Origin of the sequence: Paraburkholderia sp. D15 (genome assembly GCF_029910215.1) — a bacterium.
Taxonomy (GTDB): domain Bacteria; phylum Pseudomonadota; class Gammaproteobacteria; order Burkholderiales; family Burkholderiaceae; genus Paraburkholderia.
This window is the reverse complement of record NZ_CP110395.1, coordinates 1,196,533-1,214,129: the sequence shown is the minus strand read 5'-3', so window position 1 is coordinate 1,214,129 and position 17,597 is coordinate 1,196,533. Positions and strand designations below refer to the sequence as shown.

Annotated in this window: 14 protein-coding genes; 6 read left to right on the top strand and 8 right to left on the bottom strand. The window is 65.4% G+C overall.

Annotation, left to right across the window (positions count from 1 at the left end):
- Window positions 1–320 precede the first annotated feature (320 nt).
- From LFL96_RS05290 to purT, 5 genes are all read right to left on the bottom strand, one after another.
- Window positions 321–1,757 carry an aldehyde dehydrogenase family protein gene (locus LFL96_RS05290; protein ID WP_280998829.1) on the bottom strand — a complete coding sequence of 479 codons (1,437 nt, stop codon included), beginning with the start codon at window positions 1,755–1,757 and terminating at the stop codon, window positions 321–323.
- Between the two features lie 52 nt (window positions 1,758–1,809).
- A complete protein-coding gene (locus LFL96_RS05285; protein WP_280998827.1) occupies window positions 1,810–3,462 on the bottom strand; it encodes an acetolactate synthase large subunit in 1,653 nt (550 codons plus the stop codon).
- Between the two features lie 320 nt (window positions 3,463–3,782).
- Window positions 3,783–4,151 carry an MliC family protein gene (locus LFL96_RS05280; RefSeq protein WP_280998825.1) on the bottom strand — a complete coding sequence of 123 codons (369 nt, stop codon included), beginning with the start codon at window positions 4,149–4,151 and terminating at the stop codon, window positions 3,783–3,785.
- Window positions 4,152–4,230: 79 nt separating this feature from the next.
- Window positions 4,231–4,416 (bottom strand): DUF6726 family protein, encoded by a 186-nt coding sequence (locus LFL96_RS05275; RefSeq protein WP_281000574.1) that lies wholly within the window; start codon window positions 4,414–4,416, stop codon window positions 4,231–4,233.
- Window positions 4,417–4,610: 194 nt separating this feature from the next.
- Window positions 4,611–5,825 carry a formate-dependent phosphoribosylglycinamide formyltransferase gene (purT, locus tag LFL96_RS05270; RefSeq protein ID WP_280998823.1) on the bottom strand — a complete coding sequence of 405 codons (1,215 nt, stop codon included), beginning with the start codon at window positions 5,823–5,825 and terminating at the stop codon, window positions 4,611–4,613.
- A 181-nt stretch (window positions 5,826–6,006) separates the two neighbouring features.
- Between purT and LFL96_RS05265 the strand changes: the two genes are divergently transcribed.
- Together LFL96_RS05265 and LFL96_RS05260 are read left to right on the top strand one after the other, a co-directional pair.
- Window positions 6,007–6,546, top strand: coding sequence for an META domain-containing protein (locus tag LFL96_RS05265; protein WP_280998821.1), 540 nt, complete (start codon window positions 6,007–6,009; stop codon window positions 6,544–6,546).
- 138 nt (window positions 6,547–6,684) lie between these two features.
- Window positions 6,685–10,818, top strand: a complete 4,134-nt coding sequence (locus tag LFL96_RS05260) for a DNA translocase FtsK (RefSeq protein ID WP_280998819.1) — start codon at window positions 6,685–6,687, stop codon at window positions 10,816–10,818.
- A 121-nt stretch (window positions 10,819–10,939) separates the two neighbouring features.
- Here the strand turns inward: LFL96_RS05260 and LFL96_RS05255 are convergent, their stop codons facing one another.
- A complete protein-coding gene (locus LFL96_RS05255) occupies window positions 10,940–12,097 on the bottom strand; it encodes a lactonase family protein (protein WP_280998817.1) in 1,158 nt (385 codons plus the stop codon).
- Here LFL96_RS05255 and LFL96_RS05250 point away from each other — a divergent pair.
- Together LFL96_RS05250 and LFL96_RS05245 are read left to right on the top strand one after the other, a co-directional pair.
- Window positions 12,096–12,230 carry a hypothetical protein gene (locus tag LFL96_RS05250; RefSeq protein ID WP_280998814.1) on the top strand — a complete coding sequence of 45 codons (135 nt, stop codon included), beginning with the start codon at window positions 12,096–12,098 and terminating at the stop codon, window positions 12,228–12,230. The genes LFL96_RS05255 and LFL96_RS05250 overlap by 2 nt on opposite strands.
- 323 nt (window positions 12,231–12,553) lie before the next feature.
- Window positions 12,554–12,706: a DUF3096 domain-containing protein gene (locus LFL96_RS05245; protein ID WP_081935917.1), complete on the top strand. Its 153-nt coding sequence runs from the start codon at window positions 12,554–12,556 to the stop codon at window positions 12,704–12,706.
- A 209-nt stretch (window positions 12,707–12,915) separates the two neighbouring features.
- On the opposite strand, the gene LFL96_RS05240 is transcribed toward LFL96_RS05245, so the two are convergent.
- On the bottom strand, window positions 12,916–13,161 hold the full coding sequence (locus tag LFL96_RS05240; protein WP_280998809.1) for a hypothetical protein: 246 nt from the start codon (window positions 13,159–13,161) through the stop codon (window positions 12,916–12,918).
- A 232-nt stretch (window positions 13,162–13,393) separates the two neighbouring features.
- On the opposite strand from LFL96_RS05240, the gene LFL96_RS05235 reads away from it, so the two are divergent.
- Both LFL96_RS05235 and phaZ read left to right on the top strand, forming a co-directional pair.
- A complete protein-coding gene (locus LFL96_RS05235) occupies window positions 13,394–15,376 on the top strand; it encodes a glycoside hydrolase family 15 protein (RefSeq protein WP_280998807.1) in 1,983 nt (660 codons plus the stop codon).
- Between the two features lie 181 nt (window positions 15,377–15,557).
- Window positions 15,558–16,835 carry a polyhydroxyalkanoate depolymerase gene (phaZ, locus tag LFL96_RS05230; RefSeq protein WP_280998805.1) on the top strand — a complete coding sequence of 426 codons (1,278 nt, stop codon included), beginning with the start codon at window positions 15,558–15,560 and terminating at the stop codon, window positions 16,833–16,835.
- A gap of 126 nt (window positions 16,836–16,961) precedes the next feature.
- On the opposite strand, the gene LFL96_RS05225 is transcribed toward phaZ, so the two are convergent.
- On the bottom strand, window positions 16,962–17,594 hold the full coding sequence (locus tag LFL96_RS05225) for a TetR family transcriptional regulator (protein WP_280998803.1): 633 nt from the start codon (window positions 17,592–17,594) through the stop codon (window positions 16,962–16,964).
- Window positions 17,595–17,597: the final 3 nt, after the last annotated feature.

Sequence of the window (17,597 nt, the reverse complement as noted above, 5' to 3'; positions counted from 1 at the left end):
TAAAAATGCGCTTGGCGCGTGCGCGCGGCAGCGGTCGGAACCGCGGAGGGCATCGTGATGAAGGCGGAGCCACGGCGTTCCGCACGGGACCCGTTGGTATTGCAGGAAAATGCGACCGGCTCCGGCCGGCGGAAACACCCGCCGGAAAGGCCGGTATTGTAGCACTTCAGCAAAAACACTCATGGCGCATCCGGCGGCTTTCTGCTTACGCCCGCGAAAGCCGCGCAGCGTCGCGGCGGCGCGGCGCTGCGCCGACGACACACCGCCGCGCCGTGCTGGCGAGCGTAGTTTGCACAGAAGACAGTTGCGTGACAGCCCGCTCACCACGTCTCGCGCATCACCATCAGGCGCATTTCGGTCATGTCCTCGATCGCGTAGCGCACGCCCTCGCGGCCGAGGCCCGAGTCCTTCACGCCGCCGTACGGCATGTTGTCGACGCGGAACGACGGCACGTCGTTGATCACCACGCCGCCCACGTCGAGTTCGTCCCACGCGCGATGCGCATGCGCGAGCGAATCGGTGAACACGCCCGCCTGCAGGCCGAAATCGCTGTCGTTGACGGTGGCGAGCGCCGCGTCGAAATGGTCGAACGGTTCGAGAATCGCCACCGGCCCGAACGCCTCCTTGCGATACAGATCGGTATCGCGCCGCACGCCCTCGAGCAGCGTGGCCTCGAACATCGCGCCGTCCACCTTGCCGCCCGCGACGATCTTCGCGCCCGCCTGCACGGCGGCGTCCATCCAGCCGGCGAGGCGTCGCGACTCCGATTCCGAGATCATCGGCCCCACGAAGGTCTTTTCGTCCTTCGGATCGCCCATCACCAGCGACTTCGTCTTCGCGATCAGCTTTTCGCGCAGCGCGTCATAGAGGCTCGCGTGCACCAGAATCCGCTGCACGCCGATGCAGCTCTGCCCCGACTGATAGAACGCGCCGAACGCGAGCCGCTCGACCACGTAGTCGAGCTTGCCGCCCTGATCGCCGTCGACGATCGCCGCCGCGTTGCCGCCCAACTCCAGAATCACCTTCTTCTTGCCGGCTTTTTTCTTCAGCTCCCAGCCCACCGCCGGCGAGCCGGTGAAGGACAACAGTTTGAAGCGCTCGTCGGTGGTGAACAGATCGGCGCCGTCGCGATGCGCGGGCAGGATCGAGAACGCGCCCTTCGGCAGATCGGTTTCCGCGAGAATCTCGCCCATGATCAACGCGCCGACCGGCGTGCGGCTCGCGGGCTTCAGCACGAACGGCACGCCCGCCGCGATGGCCGGCGCGACCTTGTGCGCGGTCAGGTTGAGCGGAAAATTGAACGGCGAAATGAACGAGCACGGGCCGATCGGCACGCGCTTCACGTAGCCGTGATAGCCCTTCGCGCGCGGCGAAATCTCCAGATTGACGATTTCCCCGTCGATGCGCACCGCCTCCTCGGCGGCCACCTTGAAGGTGTCGATCAGCCGCGTGACTTCGCCTTTCGAGTCGTTGATCGGCTTGCCCGCCTCGATGCACAGCGCGAGCGCCAGCTCGTCGTAACGCTCGCGAAAGCGTTTCACGCAGTGCTCCAGCACCGCCTGGCGCTTGAACGGCGGGAACGCGCGCAGCGCCGGCATCGCGTCGACGGCGGCGCCGATCGCGCGGTCGATCGCGGCCGCGTCGGCCATCGCCACGCGGGTCGCCACTTCGCCGCTGAATTTGTCGGTGACTTCGAGATCGGTATTCGCCGCGACCGCTTCGTTCGCGAGGTAGTACGGGTAGGTTTTGTTCAACATGACGCACTCTCCTGGTTCTGCGGGTTCCGGTGTCTGACGTGGGTTGCGCCGCTCAAAGCTGCGCGCTCAGGCGTTTGATCTCGCGATTGAGCACGCGCTCGTTGTCCGAATAGTCGACCGGCACGTCGATCACGTGCACGCCCGGCGTGACGAAACACTCGCGCAGCAGCGGCGCGAACTCCGCCGCCGTTTCGACCCGATGCCCCTTCGCGCCGTAGCTCTGCGCATACGCGACGAAATCCGGATTCGCAAGCGTCATGCCGTAGTCGGGGAAATTCATGTTTTCCTGCTTCCAGCGGATCATGCCGAACGCGTCGTCGCGCAGAATCAGGACCACCAGATCCAGCTTCAGACGCACCGCCGTTTCCAGTTCCTGCGAATTCATCATGAAGCCGCCATCGCCGCATACGGCCATCACCTTGCGGTCCGGGTGCACGATCTTCGTCGCGATCGCCGACGGCAAGCCCGCGCCCATCGACGCCAGCGCGTTGTCGAGCAGCAGCGAATTCGGCTCGTGCGCGCGGTAATAGCGGGCGAACCAGATCTTGTACATGCCGTTGTCCAGACACACGATGCCGTCCACCGGCGTCGATTCGTACACGTCGTTGACGATCCGCACCGGGTACATCGGGAAACGGTCGTCGTGCTGACCCTTCGCCAGATGCGCCTCGAAGTGTTCCTTGATCTCCTTGAAGCGCGTGAAGTCCCAATGCTCCTGGCGCACCTTGAGGCTTTCCTTCAGTTGCCAGACCGCATTGGCGATATCGCCGACCACCTCGATCTGCGGGAAGTACACGGTATCCACTTCCGCGCCGAGAAAATTCACGTGAATCACGGTCTTTTCACCCGCGTCGCCGCTGCGCATGAAAAACGGCGGCTTCTCGATCACGTCGTGGCCGACGTTGATGATGCAGTCGGCGTGGTCGATCGCACGGTGCACGAAGTCGCCATCCGATAGCGTCGCGTTGCCGAGCCACATCGGATGCGATTCGTCGATCACGCCCTTGCCCATCTGCGTGGTGAAAAATGGAATGCCGGTCTGGTCGACGAACTCGCGCAGCATTTTGGTGGTGGTCTTGCGGTTGCCGCCCGCGCCGATCATCAGCAGCGGATGCTTCGCCTGCATGATGGCCTCGACCGCGCGCGCGACCGCTTTTTCCTCCGCCACCGGACGGCGGCTGTAGCTCTTCGGAATCGGCTTGCCGTCGCCCTCCTCGTGCGCGACGTCCTCGGGCAATTCGAGGTGGGTGGCGCCGGGGCGCTCCTCCTCGGCCTGGCGCACCGCCTCGCGCACGGCCGCCGGAATATTGCCGATCGAGACGATCTGGCGCGTGTACTTGGTCAGCGGCTCCATCATCCGCACCACGTCGACGATCTGGAAATGGCCCTGCTTGCTCGACTTGATCGGCTTCTGGCCGGTGACCATCAGCATCGGCATGCCGCCGAGCTGCGCGTAAGCGGCGGCGGTCACGAAGTTGGTCGCGCCGGGGCCGAGCGTGGCCAGACAGACGCCGGTGCGGCCGGTCAGCCGCCCATAGGTGGCGGCCATGAAACCGGCCGCCTGCTCGTGGCGCGTGAGGATCAGACGGATTTTCGAGCGGCGCAGCGATTCGAGCAGATCGAGATTTTCTTCACCGGGGATGCCGAACACGTACTCGACACCTTCGGCTTCCAGCGATTTGACGAACAGGTCCGATGCTTTCATGGAGGGTCTCGCTTGATTGAACGGACGCGGGCCGCGAGCCCGGCCGTCGGGGTCCGTAAATGGACGGAACGGTCAGAGCAGACAAAGCAGACGAAACAGCCAAAAGAGGACAGTCGAGGAAGACGGCAGCCGCGCGAGGCCGCGCACGGTAAGACGTGACGCAACGATCGACGACAAGGCGGACAACACGGCGAACACGCCACCTGCCACGCCGGACAGCTTACTACTCGAACGGAAAGGATGTGCGCCGGCGGGCAGGGATGACGAGGCAGGAAGGAGGACGCAGGGCGAGGCGCACGATTACCGCATGCGCCGCGCGCTCAACGATTGATGGTCACGCAGTCGGACAGAACAGGTGGCGCGTTTTCGCCGTTAGTCGCGTCGTAGAGATCGGCGCGCGGGCCCTTGGTCCACCACGTGTAGATACCGGCCTGATAGCGCACGCCGGACGCCGACAGCGTGTTGACGAACAGCAGTTGCTGGCCTTTCACGGGCACCAGCGCGAAGCTCTGGCCGTTCGATGCGTTCCAGTAAGTGACTTGCAGAATCTTGCCGGTCGCGCAGGTGTACTTGTGGGTTTGACGGCCCTGGGTCTGGATTTCGGTCAGACGCAAGGAGTCGGCGTACGCGCTGCCCGCGAGCGTCGCAAGCCCGAATGCGATGGTGATTGCAACAAACTTTCTCTTCATGGGAAGCCCTCGCCGGTTGCCGCGCGTCAGGTCACGAGCGCATGGATTCATCGATCGCGCCGCCGTTGCGGGATGGCGTTCACGGATCGATGACGTCGGCGCACGCATCGGTCGGCGCGGCGGCGACGTGCCCGACCAGCGGCACGATCTTCAATCCCGCCGACGCGACCCGGCATGGCGCGGCCGCAAGACCGCAACCGCTCAATCCGGCGCTGAACACGAGCGCCACGCTCAGCGCGCCCAGGCGGCCCGCCGCGCGGCGCAGGCCGCCGCGGCGCGCTTCGCCAGTCCGATCCCCGTCTTGCTTCCCGTCCATTCCCAACGCCATACCGGCCTCCCGCCTCAACGACCCAGCTCCCGGACGCGGCACGACGCGCGCAGCGGCCTCCCTCTTCCACCGTCGATAGACACGCGCCGACGCGCATCGGTTCGCCCCACCGCGCAATCGGCTCGCCGGTCTTACTTCGCCGATACGGGATGCACCGCCGCCGCAGCCTGCTTCGCGCGGGCACGGGCTTCGTCGAGGTTGTCGCCGGTCGCGAGCGCGACGCCCATGCGGCGCTTCAGGAAACTTTCGGGCTTGCCGAACAGCCGCAGGTCCGCATTGGGCACGGCCAGCGCGGCGGCCACGCCTTCGAAGGCGATGCCCGCTTCGTCCAGGCCGCCATAAATCACCGCCGACGCGCCCGGCGCCCGCAACGACGTATCCACCGGCAAGCCGAGAATCGCGCGCGCATGCAGTTCGAACTCGGAGAAACGCTGCGAGCACAGCGTGACGAGACCCGTGTCATGCGGACGCGGGCTGACTTCGGAGAACCACACCTCGTCGCCACGCACGAACAGTTCGACACCGAACAGCCCCCGGCCGCCGAGCGCCGCCGTCACCTTCTCCGCGACGTCGCGCGCGCGTTGCAGCGCGAGCGGGCTCATCGGCTGCGGCTGCCACGATTCGACGTAGTCGCCCGCCACCTGCACGTGACCGATCGGATCGCAGAAATACGTGCCGACCGCGCCGCTCGACGGGTCGATCGCGCGCACCGTCAACTGCGTGATTTCGTATTCGAAGTCGATAAAGCCCTCGACGATCACGCGCCCGTGATTCACGCGGCCGCCGGCCATCGCGTATTGCCATGCGGGTTCGACGTCGGCATCGCTCTTCAGCACCGACTGGCCCTTGCCCGACGACGACATCACCGGCTTCACCACGCATGGATAACCGACCTTGGCGATGCCCGCGCGCAATTCGTCGAGCGAATCGGCGAACGCGTACGGCGAGGTCGGCAGGCCGAGCTCCTCGGCGGCCAGCCGGCGGATGCCTTCGCGGTTCATGGTGAGCTGGGTGGCGCGCGCGGTCGGGATCACTTCGGCGAGGCCGTCGGTTTCGATCGCGGCGAGCGCGTCGGTCGCGATCGCCTCGATCTCAGGGACGATCAGATGCGGGCGTTCCTGTTCGACCAGCGCGCGCAGCGCGGCGCGGTCGGTCATGTCGATCACGTGCGCGCGATGCGCGACCTGATGACCCGGCGCATTCGGATAACGGTCGACGGCGATCACTTCGACGCCCAGCCGTTGCAGCGCGATGATCACTTCCTTGCCGAGCTCGCCGGCGCCGAGCAGCATGACGCGCGTGGCGGAATCAGAAAGGGGCGTGCCGATCCGTTGGCCGATCTGCATGGGGTCTCCAGATAAAAGTCGGATGAGGGTGGGATTGAATAGAACACGATGTTAACATGCGTCCCCCGCTGCGCGCCTTGATGCGCCTGCCATTGCGCACTCTGTGCCGCCGTCGCGCTCGCGCGCGGCGAGCTTAGTGCGTTACCCTTACGCCTTCGCCAGTTTGAAGAGGAACGACGCCATGCTCCAAAGCTCCTCCGCGCGAGCTCTTGCGCGCTTCACCCCGTATGCGCGCGCGGCCGTCGCCGCGTTGAGCGTCGCCGCGCTGTTGAGCGCCTGCGCGATCCCGAAACATCCGGACTCGGAAGCCGCCGCGCCCGATCCGTTCAACCCCGCCGCCACGCAACTGCTCGACGACACGAGCTGGACGTTGAGCGGCTGGAAACAGGCCGACGGCACCGCACGCGCGGTTCCGTCCGGCGATCAGGGGGCGCCGATCACGCTCAAGCTGTCCACCGACAAAGGCCAGCGTCACGCGAGCGGCTTCTCCGGTTGCAACCGCTACATGGGTTCGTATGCGCTGAAAGACGGCAAGCTGAGCTTCGGCACGCTGGGTGGCACGCGCATGGCCTGCGCGACGCCGGGCGGCCAGATCGAGGGTGCGTATCTGAATGCGCTCACGCACATCGAGCGTACCGGCGTGCAGATGCGCGCGCCGCAGCAGATGCAGCTGGTGCTGGATAACGGCGACACGCTGATCTTCGAGCGCAGCGCGCAATGACCCACGCGCGGCTCGCGGATCGCGCCCTCCTCCCTTGCGACGCAAGCCCGCTTGCGTCCGCCTTCGAAGCCACGCGCTTCGCCGGTTTAAACTCGACGGATTGCGTTTTCGCGGGTCCGTCATTCGTTGATGTCTAGCATGCACACGGTAGTTTTCGGCTGGTTCGGCGGGTCGGCCGTCTGGTTCCTTCCTCTTTTGTGGCGTCTCGTGAAGTCGGTATTGCCGGGCGGCGCGGGCCTGCGCGGTCCCGGCACGATCCGGCTGTGGCTCGGCTTCGTCTGCGTGCTGGTGGCGAGCTGCACGCTGGAGGCGTCGCTGATCGACGTGACCGGCGTGAATGGCTTCGGGCACGCGCTGGCCGCGGGCTTCGGTCATCTGCTCGGACACATCGGCACACCGCTCGCGGCGCTGGCGCTGTTCGGCATCAGCCTGCCGTGGCTGATCGATTTCCGCTGGCGCGATTTCGCGTCGTGGGCGGATGCCGCGTTCGGGCTGGGTCTGTCGCGCGGACTGGCGAAGCGCGACGAGGAAGCGCGCCGTCATCGCAGCATCGACGATGGGCCGATGTCGCAGGGGCTGTCGTCGCATGGGTTGTCGTCGCCGGGTTCGGGCGCGGTCAACACGATGGCGCCGAAAACCAACGGGCGTTATGCGCGGCCGACCGTGTGGCGTCCGCCCGCGCGCGGCCGTGGCGCGGAAGCGGCGGCGGGTGCCGGCGCGGCGACGGCGAGGGAAGCCGCCGCGAGAGAAGCGGCGACGCGCCAGGCGAGCGCGAGCTGGCGTGCCGGGGCGACGTCCGCGCGAGGCCGTGCGGCGCAGGCTGAGCCGGTGTTGCGTACGGGCGCTATCACGCCGCCGCGGCAGACGCCGATGGCGGCGTCGGCTGCATCGGTTGCGAATACGGATAAGGCCGCTGCGTGGATGCCGGCCGAGCCGGTTGCGCCGGCCGGTTGGCTGCGCGAGGCGCGGACCGGGGATGTGGCGGGACGGGGTGCCGGTGGGGCGTTGGCTTCGGCGCGGCCGGCGGGCAGCGCGAATCCTGTCGATCGTGCCGGCGTACCGGTCGGCAGCGCGATGAAAAATGCGCGTCCGATGGATGCGGCGCGCACCGTGCCGAGTGGCGCCGCCGGTAGTTTGGCGGGTACGGCGTTTAATCAGGTTTCCGCTTCTGCTTCCGCTTCCGCCAGACAGACCTCCGTCGAAGCGGGACGTGGCGCCCCGGCGTCGCCGAATTCGCTCCATTCGATCAATCCCGTTACGCCGTCCACGCCGCTCCAGCGCGCGCCGATGCCGCGTCAACCGCTCCCGGCGACATCGCGTGCGGACACTGCGCCGTCGAGCGCGGGCGTACGTCGTCCTCCGTCGCCCCCCTATTCGCGGACGATGCAGGGCGCGCAGAAAGTCACGCCGCCCGCAAGCGTCGAGGAGACCTTGCGCAGCATCGCCGAGAACACCGCGCGCTGGACGGATATCGCTGGCGTGAGCCTTGCGCGAACCAGCGGCGCGGAACACGCGAAACTCACCACGCCGCCGATGAGTGTCGCGATGTCGTCATTCGATACCGCGCGCGCGGAGACGTCGTTCGCGACGCCGGTAGAGACGCCGCTTGGGACGTCGCATGGAACGCCTGACGTGCATGCGGTGCAGACGGCGGTTGCAGCGGCATCGGTGATGGCAGCGGCAGCGGCAACCGCCGCGACTACGGCATCGACAGCCACTGCCGAGCCCATGGCCGCGACGTCGTTCGATCATGCGACACAACCGGCGCCTGACACGTTGCAGCCTGAAACAACGCATGCGACGAACGCCGGCACGCCATCCACCAACGACGCATTCGATGCGTCAGTTGAAGACGACGCCGATCAGGTCATGCAATGGCCGATCGAACCGGCAGTCGTTCAACCGCCGTTGACTGCCGTGCCGTCGTTGAACACGACGCCATCGTTCGCACCGGCGTCGGTGACGGCATCTGCGCCGGTGGCTGAATCCGTATCGGAGTCTTTATCTGCGTCGGTCGCGGAATCCGCACCGGTGCTTGGGTCCATCGCTGCGGCCGCGCCAATCTCTACGCCGGCAACCGCGCCAGGGGTCGAGTACGCGCCGACGTTTGAGTCCGTCTCCGCGCCCGCGCCGATGTCGGCACTTCCAGCAGCATCAGCGGCAACGGCAGCGGAAGCGCTCGCACCCAAGCCAACACTCGAATCGGCAGCGACGATTACGCCAGCCATCACGACGGCGCCCGCGTCATTCGAGATCCCCACGCCGAAACCCGCGACACCCGTCGTCACGCCGACGCCGTTCCAGATCTTCGCGGCTCGCCTGCAAGAGGACGACATCCCGGAGGACGCGTCCGCATTCGCCGACGGCACTTCGCCGTCCGCAGCCGCAGCCGCAGCCGCAGCCGCAACCGCCGTCGCAACGGTCGCAACGGCTACACCCGCAACGCCGCTTGCCGAACTCGTCATCGACAAGACGCTCGTGCCTTGGGAAAGCATCGACGCGGCCGCCTCGTCGCGTGCCGCGTCGTCTGAAAGCGTGCCGCCCTGGGCCGACCAGGCAACGGATGTGCAGCCCCCTGCCCTCCCGGCTGAGTCTGCGGCATCCGCGCCACAAGCCTTCGCGCCTCAGCTCACCGAAGGCACCCAGGCAACACCCACATCGCCAGCCCCACAACCGGCCGCGCCCGCTCCCGCGCCGATCGCCGAGCCCCAGGACCCGCCCGCGTCCCGCCCGCCCATACGCGGTCACGCCCCGGCGAACGGCTTCGAATTCCGCGCCCCCGCCGCATCGATGGTCGAACTGCCGACGCTCGATCTGCTCGCGCCCGCCGACATCGACGTCGAAACCGTCTCCGAGGATGCGCTGATCGAAACCGGCCTGCTGATCGAACAGCGTCTGCAGGAATTCAAGGTGCCGGTCACCGTGGTCGGCGCCTCCGCCGGTCCGGTGATCACGCGCTTCGAAGTCGAACCCGCGCTCGGCGTGCGCGGCAGCCAGATTGTCGGCCTGATGAAGGATCTGTCGCGCGGCCTCGGCCTCACGTCGATCCGCGTGGTCGAAACGATTCCCGGCAAGACCTGCATGGGCCTCGAACTGCCGAATGCGAAGCGGCAGACCATCCGCCTCTCCGAGATTCTCGAAGCGAGCGTCTACCAGAACTCGCACTCGCAGCTGACGCTCGCGATGGGCAAGGACATCACCGGCCACCCGGTCGTCGCCGATCTGGCGAAAGCACCGCACATGCTGGTGGCGGGCACGACGGGTTCCGGCAAGTCGGTGGCGATCAACGCGATGATCTGCTCGCTGCTCTTCAAGGCGACGCCCGAGGAAGTGCGCCTGATCATGATCGATCCGAAGATGCTGGAGCTCTCGGTCTACGAAGGCATCCCGCATCTGCTCGCGCCGGTCGTGACCGACATGAAGCTCGCGGCCAACGCGCTGAACTGGTGCGTCGGCGAAATGGAGAAACGCTACCGGCTGATGTCCGCGGTCGGCGTGCGCAACCTCGCCGGCTTCAACCAGAAGATCCGCGACACCGAAGCCAAGGGCAAGAAGCTCGGCAACCCGTTCTCGTTGACGCCGGACGCGCCCGAACCGCTCGCGCCGCTGCCGCTGATCGTGGTGGTGATCGACGAGCTGGCCGACCTGATGATGGTGGCCGGCAAGAAGATCGAGGAACTGATCGCGCGCCTCGCGCAGAAGGCGCGCGCCGCCGGCATCCATCTGATTCTCGCCACGCAGCGGCCTTCGGTCGACGTGATCACCGGCCTCATCAAGGCGAACATTCCGACGCGCGTCGCGTTCCAGGTATCGTCGAAGATCGACTCGCGCACGATTCTCGATCAGATGGGCGCGGAGTCGCTGCTCGGCCAGGGCGACATGCTGTTCCTGCCGCCGGGCACCGGCTACCCGCAGCGTGTGCACGGCGCGTTCGTCGCGGACGAGGAAGTGCATCGCATCGTCGAATATCTGAAGCAGTTCGGCGAGCCGCAATACGAGGAAGGCATTCTCGATGGCCCGGCCAGCGAAGGCGGCGCGTCCCAGGACCTGTTCGGCGAATCGCCCGAAGCGGAAGCCGATCCGCTCTACGACGAAGCGGTCGCCTTCGTGGTACGCACGCGGCGCGCGTCGATCTCGTCGGTGCAGCGGCAGTTGCGCATCGGCTATAACCGCGCGGCGCGTCTGGTCGAGCAGATGGAAACGGCCGGGCTGGTGTCGGCGATGGGTATCAACGGCAGCCGTGAAGTGCTCGCGCCGGGACCGGCGGAATGATGCGCACGCTTGCGTTGACAGGCAGATCGACCCGCGAACTGCAACGTCACCGTCCATGACGAAACGGGCCGCTCGAAGTCATTCGAGCGGCCCGTTTTTCATTCAGCGCGGAGGTTCGGCGTTACGACGGCGACACCAGCTTGAAGTCCACCGGCGAGTCGATATCGATCCGCTTCGGGTTCGCCTCCAGCAGGCCGCTCTGCTGATCGCGCCTGAACACGTACACGCTGCCGCTATTCTGATTGCCGACGATCAGCCAGTTGCCGGTCGGGTCGATCGTGAACTCGCGCGGCGACTTTCCCAGGCTCGACTGATGCCCGATCTTCTTCAGATGACCATTGGCCGGGTCCACCGAGAAGATCACGATCTCGTTCGCGTCGCCGCGATTGGATGCATACAGGAAGCGCCCGTCGGGCGACAGATGAATCGCCGACCCGCCCACCGCGCCCTTGAAGCCCGGCTCGGTCATCGAGAGGGTCTGCACCTGGGTGAGCTTGCCGTCGTCGTAATTGAACGTGCTGACCGTGCCGGCCAGTTCGCTCGTCAGATACGCCTGCTTGCCGTTCGCGCCGAACACCAGATGCCGCGGACCGGTGCCCGCCTTCTCCTGGGTATAGCGCCAGTCGGTCGGACCGAACAGGCCGCGGCTGCCGTCCGGCGTATAGCGATACGAGTACAGCTTGTCGGCGCCGAGGTCCTGCGCGAACAGGTAGTGGCCATCCGGCGAGAACACGGTGGAGTGCACATGCGAATTGTCCTGACGCCCCTTCACCGGACCGCCGCCTTCGTGATGCACGGTCAGCACCGACGCGCCGACCTGGCCGTCGTCCTGCAACGGGAACACCGCGAAGCTGCCGCCCGGATCGGCCGCCACCGAGTAGTTCGCGGTCAGCAGATACTTGCCGTCCGGCGACAGGCTCAGATAGCACGGATCGTTGCCGTCCGACGAGACCTTGTTCAGGAACGTCAATTGCCCACTCGCTGCATCGAAGCGGAAGGCGCTGATGCCGCCGCGCTGCGATGCCGGTCCGTTATCGCCGGGTAGTTCGTTGACCGCATACACGAAGCGGCGGTCGCGGCTCACCACGAGATAGGACGGGTTGACCGTCTGCGCGACCGATACGCGCGTGGCCTCGCCGGTCTTCGTGTCGAAGCGGTACACGTAGAGACCCTGGCTCGTGCCGCCGGTGTAGGTGCCCACCAGCATGTCGTACACGCCGTCGGCGGGGACCGGGCCGGAATCTTGCGCAAACGCGGACGAGGCAACGATCGAGACCATGAGCGCGAAACCTTTTATTATCGAATGGACAGAACGCAGCGGCGTTCGAGTCCCCGCGCGCGATGAAGTGGAAGTGGAACGCGCCGTGCGTGTTGCAACGCAAGGCAGGATGGAATCCGCGACGGCGCGCTGAGCGGCCCGGTAACGACGAAGCATTGAGACCTCCTGGACATGACTTGTTCGGTGAGTCGGTTGTAATGGTGTCTCTGGTCTGCCGCGCGATGGGTCGAGCGTTGCATGGATTACGTTGTTGTCGTGGCGAGCGTTTTTACGGTCGTGTTTTTTGCTGTCGAACAAGTATAGAAGCGTTGTGCCGGATCATGCAGCGAGGCCGGTCACCGGTCGCGCCGCGTGCGTGGTTGCATGTCAAAGCGTAGTTGCATCGGTAAATATTGTCCCGCTTGACGGGGCATTTTTTCAATCGCGTCTTACGCATCTCACACTACGGGAGTCTTCATGAACGTCACACTCAGCCTCGGCCCGCTCGTCTCGTTGATCGCCGGCATCCTGATTCTCGTGATGCCGCGTCTGTTGAACTACATCGTCGCGCTGTATCTGATCATCATCGGCATCATCGGCATCTTCGGCATGGGGTCGACGCATTTCTAGTCCCGGCGATGTTGCGCTCGCGTGCGTGTCCGTCGAATGACCATCAGCACGGCACGCCAACCCGCGGACGCAACGAAGGGACGCACAACCGGGCGCGGACTGGCCCGGGTACGTCCCTTCTTCATCTTTTCTCTCGTGAATCGCGCACGCAGCCGGATGCGACCGGTCCCGCAGTTTGCCTTGCAGTGAGCGCAGCGCGCCTCGAACAGTCAGCCGTTCGAAAGCTGTTCGAGCCGCAAACGCCCCTGCAACGACAATCCGCCAACCGCATAGTGTCCGTCGCCTTCCTGATAACGCCGGAAGCAGGCTCGTTCGACCAGGAAGGCCATGGCCGTCAACATGCCGTTGCGGGTCAGGCCGAGGCGGCCATGATCGAGCGGCAGCATCGAATCGTCGGCCAGTTTGCTGGCGGCCGAGAGTATCGTGATGCAATCGTTTTTCGACGGGTTCAGCATCGTTCGGGTCCTCGGAAGCGGCGTCTGTATGCGCCATGGACAAAGGCCGATCACGATCCGGACGGTGCCGGGCATCGGCTCGAATCTCCGATTGTAGGTAGTGATTTGACAATTTACCAACCCGCGTTTTGCGGTATTGCACACTGAACCAATGCGCATTACGCGAGTCCGGTATTAACCGAGACTTCCAGCGCGGCGGCACTCGCCGCGCGACAATCTGACACGCTACGCCATGCCCGCACTTATCGAAGACTACGCACTCATCGGCGACGGCCACACGGCCGCGCTCGTCTCCCGCGACGGCTCCATCGACTGGCTCTGCTGGCCGCGCTTCGACTCCGGCGCGTGTTTCGCCGCGCTGCTCGGCACGCCGGAAAACGGCCGCTGGCTGATCGCGCCGGTCCTGGACACAAGGGCCAACGCTGGCGCGGACGCGCAAGCCGGCGCAAACACCGGCGCCACGCCGCGCGGCAACAACAGCACCGCTCATGACGCCCCAGCAGACGCCGCCGCGAAGATCACCGTCACGCGCCGCTATCGCGGCGAAACGCTGATCCTCGAAACCGATTTCGAGACCCCCGACGGCGCCGTCACCCTGATCGACTTCATGCCGCCCGGCAACGGCTGGTCGGAGATGGTGCGCATCGTCGTCGGCCGGCGCGGCACCGTGAAGATGCGGATGGAACTGGTGCTGCGCTTCGACTACGGCTTCTCGATTCCATGGGTCGACCGCCTGAAACACGATAGCGGCGTCAAGGCGATCGTCGGGCCGGACACCGCGGTGCTGCGCACGCCGGTCGAGCTGCGCGGCGAAGACATGAAGACGGTCGCCGACTTCACCGTCAGCGAGGGCGAGCGCGTGCCCTTCTCGCTGGCCTACGCGCCGTCGCATCTGCGCATTCCGCCCGCGCGCGATCCGCACACGTCGCTCGCGCGCACCGAAAATCACTGGCTCGAATGGTCCGCGCGCAGCACCGTCGAAGGACGCTGGGCCGAGCCGATCCGCCGCTCGCTGATCACGCTGAAGGCGCTCGCCTACGAGCCGACCGGCGGCATCGTGGCGGCGCCCACCACATCGCTGCCGGAACAGCTCGGCGGCACGCGCAACTGGGACTATCGCTACTGCTGGCTGCGCGACGCGACCATCACCCTGCTCGCGATGATGCGCGGCGGCTACTACGACGAAGCGCGCGCATGGCGCAGCTGGCTCGGCCGCGTGATGGCCGGCGCGCCGGATCAGTTGCAGATCATGTACGGGATCGCCGGCGAGCGGCGTCTGCCCGAGTTCGAGATCGACTGGCTGCCGGGCTATCAGGACGCGAAGCCGGTACGCATCGGCAACAACGCGGTCGGCCAGCGTCAGCTCGACGTGTACGGCGAAGTGATGAACGCGCTGCATCTGGCGCGCGTCGGCGGCCTGCAGGCGGACGACACCGCGTGGAACGTGCAGCGCGCGCTGCTCAGCCACCTCGACACGATCTGGCAGGAGCCCGACGAAGGCATCTGGGAAACGCGCGGCGGCCGCCAGCACTTCACGTTCTCGAAGGTGATGGCGTGGGTCGCGTACGACCGCGCGATCCGCTCGGCGGACATGTTCAAGCTCGACGGCCCGCTCGACGCATGGCGCGCCACCCGCGCGACGATCCACGCGGAAGTCTGCGACAAGGCGTGGAACCCGACGCTCAACGCGTTCGCGCAGTCGTACGGCAGCGATCAGCTCGACGCCAGCGTGCTGCTGATGCCGATGGTCGGTTTCCTGCCGCCGGAAGATTCCCGTGTGAAGGGCACGGTCGCGGCGATCGAGCGCGACCTGATGCACGACGGCTTCGTGATGCGCTACCGCACCACCGAATTCGACGACGGCCTGCCGCCCGGCGAAGGCACCTTCCTCGCCTGCTCGTTCTGGATGGTGGACAACCTCGCGCTGCAAGGCCGCGTCGACGAAGCGATCGCGATGTACGAGCGGCTGCTCGCGCTGTGCAACGACGTCGGCCTGCTCGCCGAGGAATACGACCCCGCGGCGAAACGCCTGGTGGGCAATTTCCCGCAGGCGTTCTCGCACGTCGCGCTGGTGCACACCGGCCTGAACCTGATGAAGCACGAACAGCAGATGGCCCAGGCCACCGGCCAGCCGCCCCATAACGGCAGCGGCGACGCGGAACTTGATGCTGCGGCAACTCCCGATAGCGGCGCAGCAACATCGCCAGTAGCATGATTTAATGACAATTCGCGTGCATGAAGTACGTGAATTGCTGCATTGCACAAGTACGCTTTGTTCGATATGATCGATCGGATTGTTGGCCGAAAATCGATGTGCCCACAACCATTTCGGCCCGCCGCAACGCCACACGCGTGTTTGCGAAGCCCCATGCGAACCGCTTACAAACGGAGCACCGATGCTCTACCAACTTCACGAATTCCAGCGGGCCATGTTGAGCCCGCTCACCGCCTGGGCCCAGGCTGCCTCGAAGTCCTTCGCGAATCCCGCCAGTCCACTCGCTTACGTGCCGGGCGCCACGCGCCTCTCGGCCGGTTACGAACTGCTCTACCGGCTCGGCAAGGATTACGAAAAGCCCGAGTTCAACCTTCATCAGATCGTTAAAGACGGCCACAACATTCCGATCATCGAACAGACGATCATCGAGAAGCCGTTCTGCCGCCTGATGCGCTTCAAGCGGTTCGCGGACGACAGCGACGCTGTTACCCAATTGAAAGACGAGCCGATCGTGCTGGTGTGCGCGCCGTTGTCGGGCCACCACGCCACGCTGCTGCGCGACACCGTGCGCACGTTGCTGCAGGACCACAAGGTCTATCTGACGGACTGGATCGACGCGCGCATGGTGCCGCTCGAAGCCGGCGAATTCCGTCTGGACGACTACGTCGCGTACATTCAGGAATTCATCCGCCACATCGGCGCGAAGAATCTGCACGTGATCTCGGTGTGTCAACCCACGGTGCCGGTGCTCGCCGCCATCTCGCTGATGGCGAGCCGCGGCGAGGACACGCCGCGCACCATGACGATGATGGGTGGCCCGATCGACGCGCGCAAGAGCCCGACCTCGGTCAACTCGCTCGCCACGCAGCACTCGCACCAATGGTTCGAGAACAACGTGATCTTCACGGTGCCGCCGAACTACCCGGGCGTGGGCCGCAAGGTCTATCCGGGCTTCCTGCAGCACACCGGTTTCGTCGCGATGAATCCGGAACGTCACGCGGCATCGCACTGGGACTACTACCAGAGCCTGCTGCGCGGCGACGAAGACGACGCGGAAGCGCATCGCCGTTTCTACGACGAGTACAACGCCGTGCTCGACATGGACGCCGACTATTACCTCGACACGATCCGCGTGGTGTTCCAGGAGTTCAGTCTGGCCGAGGGCACGTGGGACGTATCCGGCGAACGCGTGCGTCCGCAGGACATCACGAAGACCGCGCTGTTCACGATCGAGGGCGAGCTCGACGACATTTCCGGCGACGGCCAGACCTACGCCGCGCACGATCTCTGCACCGGCATTCCGGAACAGGACAAGCGTCACTTCACCGCGGAAAAGTGCGGGCACTACGGCATTTTCTCGGGACGCCGCTGGCGCACCATCATCTATCCGCAACTGCGCGACTTCATCCTCGCGCACAACAAGGCGCCGAAGGTTGCGAAGGAAAAAGTCGAAGCGTGAGTTTCGCGCGCGCGATGATGTGTCGTGCCTCGTAGTGCGCGCGGCACGTAGTCAAAAACAACGGCCTCTTCGGAGGCCGTTGTCGTTTGCCGTGCATGACGCTTGGACGCGAAACCCGGATTCGCCCTACTTCCGCAGCAGATACGCGAGCAGCAGCTCCGTGTTCATCTGGATCACTTCGCTGCGCTCCGACGCGCTGCTGAAATCGCGGCCGAGCGTCGCTTCGAGCGTGAAGCGGTTCGACACGATGTAGTAGCCCATGCCCGACAGCGTCACGTAAAAACGCAACGGGTCGACGTTGGTGCGAAACAGCCCCGCGCGTTGTCCGCGTTCGAGAATGTTGCCGAGCGTCGCGACGATCGGCGAGATCATTTCGCGGATGCGCGTCGACTTCTGCATATAGCGCGCTTCATGCAGGTTTTCGTTGTTGATGAGACGCAGCAACTCGGGATGATCGCGGTAGTAATCCCAAACAAAATGCGCGAGACGCGTGACCGCCTCGACCGGCGCGATGCCGGCGAGTTCAAGCGTACGCTCCGCTTCGTTGAGCGCGCTGAACGCGTGCTCGAGTACCGCAGTGAAAAGCTGCTCCTTGCTACCGAAGTAGTAATAGAGCATGCGTTCATTCGTCTCCGCGCGGCGGGCGATCTGGTCGACGCGCGCGCCGAATAGCCCACCATTTGCAAACTCTTCGGCCGCCGCAAGCAGAATGCGGCGCCGCGTGCCTTCAGGATCTCTTTTGATTTTCGGCTGATTCATGGT

What these genes read in the sequence shown, in the direction of transcription:
- LFL96_RS05290 (WP_280998829.1), bottom strand. Translation starts at nt 1,757, where the DNA reads ATGTTGAACAAAACCTACCCGTACTACCTCGCGAACGAAGCGGTCGCG.
- LFL96_RS05285 (WP_280998827.1), bottom strand. Translation starts at nt 3,462, where the DNA reads ATGAAAGCATCGGACCTGTTCGTCAAATCGCTGGAAGCCGAAGGTGTC.
- LFL96_RS05280 (WP_280998825.1), bottom strand. Translation starts at nt 4,151, where the DNA reads ATGAAGAGAAAGTTTGTTGCAATCACCATCGCATTCGGGCTTGCGACG.
- purT (WP_280998823.1), bottom strand. Translation starts at nt 5,825, where the DNA reads ATGCAGATCGGCCAACGGATCGGCACGCCCCTTTCTGATTCCGCCACG.
- LFL96_RS05265 (WP_280998821.1), top strand. Translation starts at nt 6,007, where the DNA reads ATGCTCCAAAGCTCCTCCGCGCGAGCTCTTGCGCGCTTCACCCCGTAT.
- LFL96_RS05260 (WP_280998819.1), top strand. Translation starts at nt 6,685, where the DNA reads ATGCACACGGTAGTTTTCGGCTGGTTCGGCGGGTCGGCCGTCTGGTTC.
- LFL96_RS05250 (WP_280998814.1), top strand. Translation starts at nt 12,096, where the DNA reads ATGAGCGCGAAACCTTTTATTATCGAATGGACAGAACGCAGCGGCGTT.
- LFL96_RS05255 (WP_280998817.1), bottom strand. Translation starts at nt 12,097, where the DNA reads ATGGTCTCGATCGTTGCCTCGTCCGCGTTTGCGCAAGATTCCGGCCCG.
- LFL96_RS05245 (WP_081935917.1), top strand. Translation starts at nt 12,554, where the DNA reads ATGAACGTCACACTCAGCCTCGGCCCGCTCGTCTCGTTGATCGCCGGC.
- LFL96_RS05240 (WP_280998809.1), bottom strand. Translation starts at nt 13,161, where the DNA reads ATGCTGAACCCGTCGAAAAACGATTGCATCACGATACTCTCGGCCGCC.
- LFL96_RS05235 (WP_280998807.1), top strand. Translation starts at nt 13,394, where the DNA reads ATGCCCGCACTTATCGAAGACTACGCACTCATCGGCGACGGCCACACG.
- phaZ (WP_280998805.1), top strand. Translation starts at nt 15,558, where the DNA reads ATGCTCTACCAACTTCACGAATTCCAGCGGGCCATGTTGAGCCCGCTC.
- LFL96_RS05225 (WP_280998803.1), bottom strand. Translation starts at nt 17,594, where the DNA reads ATGAATCAGCCGAAAATCAAAAGAGATCCTGAAGGCACGCGGCGCCGC.